This window comes from Phaeovulum sp. (assembly GCF_041596715.1).
Classification (GTDB): Bacteria; Pseudomonadota; Alphaproteobacteria; order Rhodobacterales; family Rhodobacteraceae; genus UBA6213.
In genome coordinates, this window is sequence record NZ_JBFHIA010000102.1 from 1 (window position 1) to 10,194 (window position 10,194).

Annotated in this window: 11 protein-coding genes; 8 read left to right on the top strand and 3 right to left on the bottom strand. The window is 64.0% G+C overall.

What is annotated here, in order from left to right:
- The 7 genes from ABY403_RS08625 to ABY403_RS08655 form a co-directional block, all read left to right on the top strand.
- A partial coding sequence (locus ABY403_RS08625) for an FAD-dependent oxidoreductase (protein ID WP_372840373.1) occupies nt 1-715 on the top strand: 715 nt, incomplete at its 5' end.
- A gap of 109 nt (nt 716-824) precedes the next feature.
- Nucleotides 825-983 carry a hypothetical protein gene (locus ABY403_RS08630; RefSeq protein ID WP_372840374.1) on the top strand — a complete coding sequence of 53 codons (159 nt, stop codon included), beginning with the start codon at nt 825-827 and terminating at the stop codon, nt 981-983.
- Nucleotides 984-1,058: 75 nt separating this feature from the next.
- Nucleotides 1,059-1,382, top strand: coding sequence for a sarcosine oxidase subunit delta (locus ABY403_RS08635; protein WP_372840375.1), 324 nt, complete (start codon nt 1,059-1,061; stop codon nt 1,380-1,382).
- Complete coding sequence (locus ABY403_RS08640; RefSeq protein ID WP_372840376.1) at nt 1,379-4,360, top strand: sarcosine oxidase subunit alpha family protein; 2,982 nt, start codon at nt 1,379-1,381, stop codon at nt 4,358-4,360. Before ABY403_RS08635 ends, ABY403_RS08640 begins: the two co-directional genes overlap by 4 nt.
- On the top strand, nt 4,353-4,913 hold the full coding sequence (locus tag ABY403_RS08645; RefSeq protein WP_372840378.1) for a sarcosine oxidase subunit gamma: 561 nt from the start codon (nt 4,353-4,355) through the stop codon (nt 4,911-4,913). The genes ABY403_RS08640 and ABY403_RS08645 overlap by 8 nt, the downstream gene beginning before the upstream one ends.
- 133 nt (nt 4,914-5,046) lie before the next feature.
- Complete coding sequence (locus ABY403_RS08650) at nt 5,047-5,649, top strand: superoxide dismutase (RefSeq protein WP_372840379.1); 603 nt, start codon at nt 5,047-5,049, stop codon at nt 5,647-5,649.
- A 114-nt stretch (nt 5,650-5,763) separates the two neighbouring features.
- Complete coding sequence (locus ABY403_RS08655) at nt 5,764-6,216, top strand: host attachment protein (RefSeq protein ID WP_372840380.1); 453 nt, start codon at nt 5,764-5,766, stop codon at nt 6,214-6,216.
- A gap of 8 nt (nt 6,217-6,224) precedes the next feature.
- On the opposite strand, the gene ABY403_RS08660 is transcribed toward ABY403_RS08655, so the two are convergent.
- Nucleotides 6,225-6,866, bottom strand: coding sequence for a TetR family transcriptional regulator C-terminal domain-containing protein (locus tag ABY403_RS08660; RefSeq protein ID WP_372840381.1), 642 nt, complete (start codon nt 6,864-6,866; stop codon nt 6,225-6,227).
- A gap of 161 nt (nt 6,867-7,027) precedes the next feature.
- Here ABY403_RS08660 and ABY403_RS08665 point away from each other — a divergent pair, with 161 nt between their 5' ends.
- Nucleotides 7,028-8,356: an aspartate aminotransferase family protein gene (locus ABY403_RS08665; protein WP_372840382.1), complete on the top strand. Its 1,329-nt coding sequence runs from the start codon at nt 7,028-7,030 to the stop codon at nt 8,354-8,356.
- 50 nt (nt 8,357-8,406) lie between these two features.
- Here ABY403_RS08665 and hisG read toward each other — a convergent pair whose 3' ends face one another.
- Nucleotides 8,407-9,114: an ATP phosphoribosyltransferase gene (gene hisG, locus ABY403_RS08670; protein WP_372840384.1), complete on the bottom strand. Its 708-nt coding sequence runs from the start codon at nt 9,112-9,114 to the stop codon at nt 8,407-8,409.
- A complete protein-coding gene (locus tag ABY403_RS08675; protein WP_372840385.1) occupies nt 9,111-10,184 on the bottom strand; it encodes an ATP phosphoribosyltransferase regulatory subunit in 1,074 nt (357 codons plus the stop codon). Before ABY403_RS08675 ends, hisG begins: the two co-directional genes overlap by 4 nt.
- Nucleotides 10,185-10,194 lie beyond the last annotated feature (10 nt).

Sequence of the window (10,194 nt, forward strand, 5' to 3'; positions counted from 1 at the left end):
CGGCACGGCACGGCACGATGCGGTGGCGTGGGGCTATGCGCGGGCCTGTTCCGATATGGGAATGGACATCATCCAGAACTGCGAAGTCACCGGCGTGCGCACCCAAGGCGGGCGCGTGCAGGGGGTAGACACCTCGCGCGGGGCGATCGATTGCGACAAGCTGGCGATGGTGGTGGCGGGCAACGCCTCGGTGCTGGCCGAAATGGCCGGGTTCCGGCTGCCGATCGAAAGCCTTGCCCTACAGGCGCTGGTCAGCGAACCAATCAAACCCGCGATCGATGTGGTGGTGATGGCCAATACCGTGCACGGCTACATGAGCCAAAGTGACAAGGGCGAATTGGTGATCGGCGGCGGCACCGACGGGTTCAACAACTACACGCAACGCGGCTCGTGGAACCATATCGAAGATACCGTCCGCGCGCTGATCGAGACTTTCCCGATCATCAGTCGGCTGAAAATGATGCGGCAATGGGGCGGCATCGTTGATATGACCGGCGACCGTTCGCCCATTCTTTCAACCACTCCGGTCGAGGGAATATTCGTCAACTGCGGCTGGGGCACCGGCGGGTTCAAGTCGATCCCCGGCTCCGGCTGGGCAATGGCCGAGCTGGTGGCCAAGGGAACCCCCGGCGCGCTTGCCGCCGAGTTCGGGCTGAACCGCTTCCGCGAAGGCCGCTTCATCGACGAAAGCGTGGCGGCTGGGGTGGCGCATTGATGGGCGATCTGCGCACCCTCCTGCCCGCGCGTCGCCCCCGGTATATCGGGAACCTTTCATGCCGCTCGCGTGTTGTGTTGTCAGACACAACAGCATTGGAGCACGCATCATGGCAATCGACACCACCAACAAGTCAGCAACAGGTTTCATTCTCGGCGCAGTCGTCGTCGTGCTTGGCGGCGTGGTTTGGTATCTGGTCACCGATGGCGACCTGTTTGGTCGCAACGAGGCGACCATCACCATTCAGGTGCCCGACATCCTCAAGTAAACCCACCGCATCGTTTTTGATCCCGGCAACCGGGGGCGTCATTGCCCCCGGCTTTGCCATGTCAGGAGCCTATCCATGCTGACCCTAACCTGCCCCTATTGCGGCGTGGCCGCCGAGGAAACCGAGCTTGCCCCCGGCGGCGAGGCGCATCTGAAGCGTTTTGGCCCGGGCTCCAGCGATGATGACTTCGAGGCCTATCTCTTTGCGCGCAGCAACCCCAAGGGCGTGCATTTCGAACGCTGGCGCCACGCCTACGGCTGCGGCAAGTGGTTCCTTGCCGCGCGCTGCACCGCCACGCTTGAGGTGTTCGGCACCTACCCTGCGCAATCTTTCACGCCGCCGCCCGAACTGATCGCCGCGATCAAGGCGAAACGGCCTGACTGGAAAGGTTTCCAATGAGCACCCGTCTTGCCACCGGCGGCCGCCTGATCGACCGCACGAAACCGCTTGCCTTCAGCTTCGATGGCCGCGCGATGCGCGGCTTCGCGGGTGACACACTGGCCGCGGCCCTTTTGGCCAATGACCAGATGCTGATCGGGCGCAGCTTCAAATACCACCGCCCGCGCGGCATACTCGCCTCGGGCGTGGAAGAGCCGAACGCGATGGTGGCGCTTGGGCAAGGGCCGCGGCTTGAACCCGACCAGCGCACCACCACCACCGAGCTTTTTGAAGGTGCCACCACCGCCAGCCAGAACGCTTGGCCCAGCCTCGATTTTGACGTGGGCGCGCTGAACAACCTAGCATACCGCTTTCTGCCCGCGGGTTTTTACTACAAGACCTTCATGTTCCCGCGCTTTGCGTGGAAGCACCTGTTCGAACCGCTGGTGCGCCAATCCGCAGGCATCGGCCCTGTGCCGAAAGAGGCAGATCCTGACCGCTACGAACAGGCCTATGATTTCACCGATGTGCTGGTGGCGGGCGGCGGCGTTGCGGGCCTTACCGCCGCCTTGGCCGCGGCAAGCACAGGCCAAAGGGTTCTGCTGCTGGAACAAACCCCGCATTGGGGTGGCCGCGCCCCGGTCGATGGCATCGAGATTGAGGGCAAGCCCGCCGATGCATGGGTAGCCGAAACCGTTGCAGCCCTTGCCGCAATGCCCAATGTCATCCTGCGCAACCGCTGCATGGTCGCGGGTGTTTACGACCACGGCTATGTGGTTGCGCAAGAAGCGGTGGCCGATCATCTGCCCGGCGCCGATCTGCCGCGCCACCGGCTATGGCGCATTCGCGCAGGCCGGGTGATTGCCGCAACCGGGGCGATCGAGCGGCCACTGGCCTTCGCCGCCAACGATACCCCCGGCGTGATGCTTGCCTCTGCCGTGCGCGATTATGTGGTGAACTGGGCGGTCAGCCCCGGTGATCGCACGGTGGTGGTGACCAATAACGACGATGCCTATCGCACCGCGCTCGCCTTGCTCGACGCGGGCCTCGTGGTGCCCGCCATTCTGGACGCGCGCGCCTCTGTCACGGGCGAGTTGCCTGCCTTGGCCCGTGCCCGCGGCATCCGCGTGCTGGAAGGTCGCGGCGTAGCCAAGGTCAAGGGTGGCAAGCGCGTCAGAGCGGTTGAGGTCTGCGTGCAGGCTGGCGAAGGCGCTGTGCTTGAAACAATCGCCTGCGACTGCGTGGCGATGTCGGGCGGTTTTTCACCCGTGGTGCACCTTTTTTCGCAACCCGGCGGCAAGCTGCTTTGGGATGCCGCGAACGGCATGTTCACCCCCGACCCCGCACGCGCCCCCACCGGGGCCGATGGCGCGGCATTTGTTGCCTGTGCCGGGGCCGCATCGGGCGCCTTGCAGGCGGCGGCCTGCCTTGCAGATGCCCATGCCGTTGGCGGCGGCAAAGCCAAATCCGCACCAAAAGCCACGGCCCCTGACGAGGCACCGATGCAGCCGGTCTGGATGATGCCGCAAGGCGCACCCGTGGCGCTGCGCTTCAAGATGCTGCTCGACTTTCAGAACGACGTGAAGGTTTCCGACGTGCAGCTTGCGGCCCGCGAGGGTTATGAAAGCGTCGAACACACCAAGCGATACACCACGCTCGGCATGGCCTCTGACCAAGGTAAGATGAGCAATATCAACGGCCTCGCCATCCTCTCCGACGCGCTAGGCCAGCCCATTCCCGCCACCGGCACCACCACTTTCCGCCCGCCCTATGCGCCGATCAGCTTTGGCGCTGTTGCGGGCGAGGCGCGCGGCGCGGTCTTTGCCCCGCTGCGCCGCACCCCGATGCACGCCTGGCACGAGGCACAAGGCGCGCATTGGGAACCCGTCGGCCTGTGGCGGCGACCCTATTGCTACCCGCGCGCAGGCGAAACCCACGCGCAGGCAGTCAACCGCGAGGTCACCAACACGCGCAACGCTCTCGGGCTGCTGGATGCCTCGACGCTAGGCAAGATCCTCGTCAAGGGGCCCGACGCGGGCCGCTTCCTCGACATGATCTATACCGGCGTCATGTCCACCCTGCCAGTGGGCAAATGCCGCTATGGCCTGACCTGCAACGAAAACGGGTTTCTCATCGACGACGGCGTGGTGGCGCGACTTTCCGAAGACAGCTGGCTTTGCCACACCACCTCGGGTGGTGCCGACCGTATCCACGCACATATGGAAGATTGGCTGCAATGCGAATGGTGGGACTGGAAGGTCTACACCGCCAACCTTACCGAACAATTCGCGCAAGTGGCCATCGTCGGCCCCAATGCGCGCAAGCTGCTGGAAAAACTGGGCGGAATGGATGTCAGCCGCGAGGCGCTGCCCTTCATGACCTTTGCCGAGGGCACGCTCGCAGGCATTGCTGCACGGGTCTTCCGCATCTCGTTTTCGGGCGAACTCAGCTACGAGGTCGCCGTGCCCGCAGCGCAAGGCATGGCCTTCTGGACCGCCTGCCTTGAGGCTGGCACCGAGTTGGGCCTGATGCCCTATGGCACCGAGGCCGTGCACGTATTGCGGGCGGAAAAGGGCTTCATCATCGTCGGCGATGAAACCGATGGCACGGTCATTCCACAAGACCTTGGCCTCGGCTGGGCTATCTCGAAGAAAAAGCCCGACTACCTTGGCAAACGCGCGCAAGAACGCAGCCACATGACCAACCCAGATCGCTGGCGCTTGGTGGGCCTTGAAACGCTCGATGGGTCAGTGCTGCCCGACGGCGTGCTGGCACCTGCGCCGGGGGTCAACGCCAATGGCCAGCGCAACACCCAAGGGCGCGTCACCTCGACTTATTTCTCGCCCACGCTCGGGCGCGGTATCGCCATGGGTCTGGTGCGGCAAGGGCCTGAACGGATGGGCGAGGTGCTCGATTTCGTGGCCGATGGCAAAACCATCAAGGCGCGCATCTGCGATCAGGTGTTCTACGACAAGGACGGGGAGAAGCAGAATGTCTGATCCGGTTAGCGCTATGGGCGGCCAAAGCTACGAGGGCTTTGCCCACGTCGCAGATGCGGGCCTGCAAGGCATGATCACGCTGCGCGGCGATCTTGGCTCGGCTGCAATCGCCAAGGCGGTAAAAGCGGCCACCGGCTGCGCCCTGCCCGCGCCGCGCGGCATCGTGACCAAAGGCCAAGCCGCGGTCGCCTGGATGTCGCCAGACGAATTGCTGCTGCTTGTTCCCTATGCCGAGGCCGAGGCAACCGCAGCCGCCGTATCAGCGGCACTGGCCGGCGAACACGTTCTGGTCGCCAACGTCTCGGATGCGCGCGCGCTGTTCCGCGTCTCGGGGGCCAAGGCCGATCAGGTTCTGGCAAAGCTCTGCCCTGTAGATTTCGCGCGCCTGCCTGCGGGCGAATTGCGCCGCACCCGCGCAGCGCAGGTCGCAGCCGCGCTCTGGCGGTCTGCACCTGACGAACTGAGCCTGATCTGTTTCCGCTCGGTGGCAGGCTATGTCTACGACCTGCTCGCCCTGTCCGCGCGCACAGGCAGCGAGCTGACTTCGGCCTGAATGCTTCAGTAAAAATATCCTCGGGGGTCCGGGGGGTGATCCCCCCGGCGCGCGGCTGCTTGCCAAGCCTTGACCTTTGCTCGTCTTGCCCCCTTCTATACTCTACAAGCATTCCAATGAAAGGATCGCGCCGATGGCCTTCACCCTGCCAGATCTTCCCTACGCACATGATGCGCTCGCCCCGCTTGGCATGAGCCGCGAGACGCTCGAATATCACCATGACCTGCACCACAAGGCCTATGTCGACAACGGCAACAAGCTTGTCGCGGGCACACAGTGGGAAGGCAAAAGCCTTGAGGCGATTGTCGCAGGCACCTACGTCGCGGGTGCCGTTGCGCAATCTGGCCTGTTCAACAACGCCAGCCAACACTGGAACCATGCGCTTTTCTGGGAAGTGATGGGGCCGGGAGAGGCCAAGAAAATGCCGGGCGTTCTAGAGCAGGCGCTGATCGACAATTTCGGATCGGTCGCCAAGTTCAAGGAAGAGTTCGCCGCCGCCGGTGCGGCGCAGTTCGGCTCTGGCTGGGCGTGGCTCGTCAAGACCAAGGACGGAACGCTCAAGGTCAGCAAGACCGAAAACGGCGTCAACCCGCTCTGCTTCGGGCAAACCGCTCTGCTCGGCTGCGATGTGTGGGAACACAGCTATTACATTGATTTCCGTAACAAGCGGCCAGCCTATCTGACCAACTTCCTCGACAAACTGGTCAACTGGGAAGCGGTCGCAGCTCGGCTCTGATCCGCAGAACCCATCGCAACCCCGCCGGGCGCGCCCCGGCGGGGTTTTTTCATGCCGACTGCGCCCCCATATAGGGTTCAGGGTTTAGCCCTGAAACACCGCAAGGAGGGCGTCATGTTGCTTGCCAAAGGTGCTTGGGTGGTCGTCGCAGACGGCGAAAAGGCACTTGTTCTGGAAAATATCGGTGGACCGAAGCGCGCAGAACTGCGCCTGCTTGAACGCGATGAGGCGGATCTGGAGATTCCGGGCGCTGCCAACTACCAGCCCGGCAAGGTTCACGAATCCGGCCCCGGCATGCGCCGCTCGGCGCTCGAGATGCCCGATTACGCGCGCCTTGCTGGCGAGCGTTTTGCGGCAGAACTGGTGGCGATGCTGACCAAGGCCGCACGCGCCGAGCGATTTTCGCGGTTGGTGCTGGCCGCTCCGCCACAGGTTCTGGGCGCTTTGCGCGATGCGATGAGCGCCGACTTGCGCGCGCGCGTGGTTGCCGAATTGCCCAAGACGCTGACCAAGCACCCGGTGCCCAAGATCGCCGAGTTGATTGCCGCTGAAATCGATACGCTCTGAGCTCGCGCTCAGATGTCTGACGTCTGCCCCACCGCAGGCGTCAGCAGCCGCGTGAACAGCACTTCCAGAAACCGGCCAGCCTCGGCAAAGGGGTCGTGGCCGGGGCCGAGCACGGCGCGCACCTGCACATCGAAATCGGCGTAATGCTGGGTCAGCGCCCAGATCGAGAATATCAGATGGTGCGGGTCCACCGCCGAGATCCGCCCCTCTGCGCCCCAGCCCCCGATCACCGCGGCCTTTTCATCGACCAGCGATTTCAACTCACCCTCAATCGCCTCCGCCATGCGCGGCGCGCCTTGCAGAATCTCGTTGGCAAACAGGCGGCTTTCGCGCGGATAGTCGCGGCTCATTTCGATCTTGCGGCGCACATAGTCCAGAATCTCGTCCAGTGGCTCACCCGCCGGGTCAAGCGCGCGCAGAGGCGCAAGCCAGCTGTCCATCAGCCCCGAAAGCAGTTCGAGGTGAATCGCCTCTTTCGAGGCGAAATAATAAAGCACGTTCGGCTTGGAAAGCCCCGCAGCCGAGGCGATCTGATCAAGCGTCGCGCCGCGAAAACCCTGCGCCGAAAACACATCCAGCGCCGCTTCAAGGATGACTTCACGGTTCTGCCGCTGGATGCGGCTGCTTGTGCGGGTATTTGGCTCTGACAATCGGACCTCGGTTTTTGCTTGGGGTGCTACGGCTCGCTTGACTGCCCCTTGCTCTCTGCTAGCCTGAGACTGACCATATGGTCAAACATCAAGACATGACCGCGCTTCCGATGCCGTCCGAAAAACGGCGCGCCGCGTGGCGAAGCCCAAGGGAGACCCGCATGGCGCTGGACCGAAAACCGAGCCCAAATGACCTCAACGCGTTCTGGATGCCGTTCACCGCGAACCGGCAGTTCAAGAAAGCCCCGCGCATGTTCGTGGCGGCGCAAGGCATGCATTACACCACCGCAGAGGGGCGTCAGGTGCTTGATGGCACCGCGGGCCTGTGGTGCTGCAATGCCGGGCATTGCCGCCCGAAAATCACCGAAGCGATTGCAAAGCAGGCGGCAGAGCTTGATTACGCCCCCGCCTTCCAGATGGGGCATCCGGCGGCCTTCGAATTGGCCAACCGCATCATCGAGATTGCGCCGAAAGGTATGGAGCATGTGTTCTACACCAACTCGGGTTCGGAATCGGTCGAAACTGCGCTGAAGCTGGCCATCGCCTACCACCGCGCCCGCGGCGAGGGCGCACGCACACGCCTGATCGGCCGCGAGCGGGGCTATCACGGCGTCAACTTCGGCGGCATTTCGGTGGGCGGGATCGTCACCAACCGCAAAGTGTTCGGAACCCTGCTGGGTGGGGTTGACCATCTGCCGCACACACACCTGCCCGCGCAGAACGCCTTTACGCGCGGCCAGCCCGAGCACGGCGCGAACCTCGCCGACGAATTGGAACGGATCGTGGCGCTGCACGGTGCCGAAACCATCGCGGCGGTGATTGTAGAGCCGATGGCAGGCTCGACCGGCGTGCTGCTGCCGCCCAAGGGCTATCTCGAAAAACTGCGCGCGATCACCAAAAAGCACGGCATCCTGCTGATTTTCGACGAGGTCATCACCGGCTTTGGCCGCTTGGGTTCGGCCTTTGCGGCGCAACACTACAACGTGCTGCCCGACATGATGACCACCGCCAAGGGCCTGACCAACGGTGTGATTCCGATGGGTGCCGTCATGACCACCGCCGAGGTGCACGATGCCTTCATGCAAGGTCCCGAGCACATGATCGAGCTGTTCCACGGCTACACCTATTCGGGCAACCCGATCGCCAGCGCCGCGGGTATCGCCACGCTCGAGGTCTATAAGGAAGAGGGGCTTTTCGAGCGCGCCGCTTCCCTCGCCCCCTATTGGGAAGATGCGCTGCACAGCCTCAAAGGCACGCGCCATGTCATCGACATCCGCAACCAAGGGCTGATCGGCGCGGTCGAGTTGGAACCGATCGCGGGCGAGCCGACCAAGCGCGCCTTCAACGCGTTCCTCAAAGCCTATGAAAAGGGCATCCTGATCCGCACCACAGGCGATATCATCGCCATGAGCCCGCCGCTGATCATCGAAAAAGGCCAGATTGACCAGCTGATCGGCACCCTGCGCGAGGTTCTTGAATCGCTTGATTGAAATCGGTGCCGGGCCCGGGGGTATCGCACCCCTTGGCCCGGCCCTGCCTATCAGAACTTGGGTGCAACCAGCCCAAGCTGCGCGGCCAAGGCCGCAAGCCGCGCCTTGCGTCCATCGCCCCAATCTGCACCAAGCGCGGCAAACAATGTCGCTTGGCTTTGGTGAATCAATGCCCCGTCGAGGATTTTCAGGTGATTGGCGCGCAGCGTTTCGCCCGAAGAGGTGATGTCGGCTACCGCCTCGGCGGTCAGGTTCTTGACCGTGCCTTCGGTGGCACCTTGGCTATCGACAAGTTGGTAATCGGCCACGCCTTGGGCGCGCAGAAACTCGCGCACAAGGCGGTGATATTTCGTAGCGATACGCAGCCTGAATCCGTGCTGCGCGCGAAAGGCGGCTGCCACCGCATCAAGATCATCAAGCGTTTCCACATCGGCCCAGGCGGCGGGCACGGCAAGAATCAGGTCGGCATAGCCAAAGCCCATCGGCGCCAGTTCCACCACCAGCGTTTGCCAATCGGCCAGCTTTTCGCGCACGAGGTCCGAGCCGGTGACGCCAAGGTGAATCCGCCCTGCCGCCAGTTCGCGCGGAATCTCGCCCGCCGACAAAAGCACCAGTTCAACCCCATCGGCCCCTGCCACGGCACCTGCGTATTCGCGCGCATTGCCGTTACGGCTAAGGGCGACACCGCGCGCGGCGAACCATTCGAACGTATCTTCCATCAACCGGCCCTTCGAGGGCACGCCAAGCTTTAGGCTCATCTTGCGCCCTCCAGATCGGCCACAAGGCCCGGGCGGATCACCCCCCCCACTGCGGGGATCGACCGGCCCTGCCCCAGCACCGCCGTTAGCGCGTCATAGCGCCCACCAGAGGCGACGGGCGGCAAGCCGGGTGTGGGTGCGGCAAAGGAAAATACGAAGCCGTCGTAATACTCCATCGTGCCAAGCCCGTGGCTGGCTTGATAGGTTACGCGGGCCAAATCCACACCACGCGCGGCAAGGGCGGCAAGTCGGCGTGCCAGCCGCGCCACGGCGGGGGCGATAGCGGGCATGGTGCGCGCGATTGCTTCCAACTCGGCCAAAGCCTGGGGGGCCGGGGCGGAAACCGCAAAAAGCTGTGCAAGCGCCGCAACCGCTGATTCCGGCAGCGGTGGCGCGGCGGCATCGGCGCGCAGGGCGGCGATGCGGGCGGCCATATCGGCGGCGCTGCGCAGCCCGACCCAATGCGCGCGCGGTGCCGAACCTGCCAGCAGTGCCACGCGGGCCGCCGAGGGCGCAGGTGGCGCCGCAAAACGCGCGAGCAAAGCCTGAAACCGCGCCGGCCGCCAGATGTGGCGTAAAAGCGCCGCCCGACGCGCGGGCAAGGTGTCGAGCCCGCGCACGGCATCCATCAACAACCCGATGTCACCGATCGAGGCGGCAAGGTTCAAAGGGGCAAGCAGCCCTGAGAAAAGGGCAAAGACTTCTGCATCGGCACCTTCAGGATCGGCGCGGTCAAAGACCTCGTAACCCACCTGAAAAAACTCGGGCGCGCGGGCGCTGCGGTGTTCTTGCTTGCGAAACACCTCGCCAAAGTAGCAATAGCGCGCGGGTTCGGCCCCGCCCGCCATATGCGCCTGCACCACGGGCACGGTAAAATCGGGGCGCAGCATCAACTCGCCGCGCAGCGGGTCCGATGTGACATAGGCACGCGCGCGGATGTCTTCGCCGTAAAGGTCTAGCAGCGCTTCGGCGGGTTGCAGAATGTCGGCCTCAACCTCTACCGCGCCCGCCTCGCGAAAGGCGGCAAGCAACCGTGCCCCGGCGGCGCGTGAAGCGGCCTTGGCAGCCATCAGCCGCGCC

What these genes read in the sequence shown, in the direction of transcription:
- ABY403_RS08635 (WP_372840375.1), top strand. Translation starts at nt 1,059, where the DNA reads ATGCTGACCCTAACCTGCCCCTATTGCGGCGTGGCCGCCGAGGAAACC.
- ABY403_RS08655 (WP_372840380.1), top strand. Translation starts at nt 5,764, where the DNA reads ATGTTGCTTGCCAAAGGTGCTTGGGTGGTCGTCGCAGACGGCGAAAAG.
- hisG (WP_372840384.1), bottom strand. Translation starts at nt 9,114, where the DNA reads ATGAGCCTAAAGCTTGGCGTGCCCTCGAAGGGCCGGTTGATGGAAGAT.
- ABY403_RS08675 (WP_372840385.1), bottom strand. Translation starts at nt 10,184, where the DNA reads ATGGCTGCCAAGGCCGCTTCACGCGCCGCCGGGGCACGGTTGCTTGCC.
- ABY403_RS08665 (WP_372840382.1), top strand. Translation starts at nt 7,028, where the DNA reads ATGGCGCTGGACCGAAAACCGAGCCCAAATGACCTCAACGCGTTCTGG.
- ABY403_RS08640 (WP_372840376.1), top strand. Translation starts at nt 1,379, where the DNA reads ATGAGCACCCGTCTTGCCACCGGCGGCCGCCTGATCGACCGCACGAAA.
- ABY403_RS08630 (WP_372840374.1), top strand. Translation starts at nt 825, where the DNA reads ATGGCAATCGACACCACCAACAAGTCAGCAACAGGTTTCATTCTCGGC.
- ABY403_RS08645 (WP_372840378.1), top strand. Translation starts at nt 4,353, where the DNA reads ATGTCTGATCCGGTTAGCGCTATGGGCGGCCAAAGCTACGAGGGCTTT.
- ABY403_RS08650 (WP_372840379.1), top strand. Translation starts at nt 5,047, where the DNA reads ATGGCCTTCACCCTGCCAGATCTTCCCTACGCACATGATGCGCTCGCC.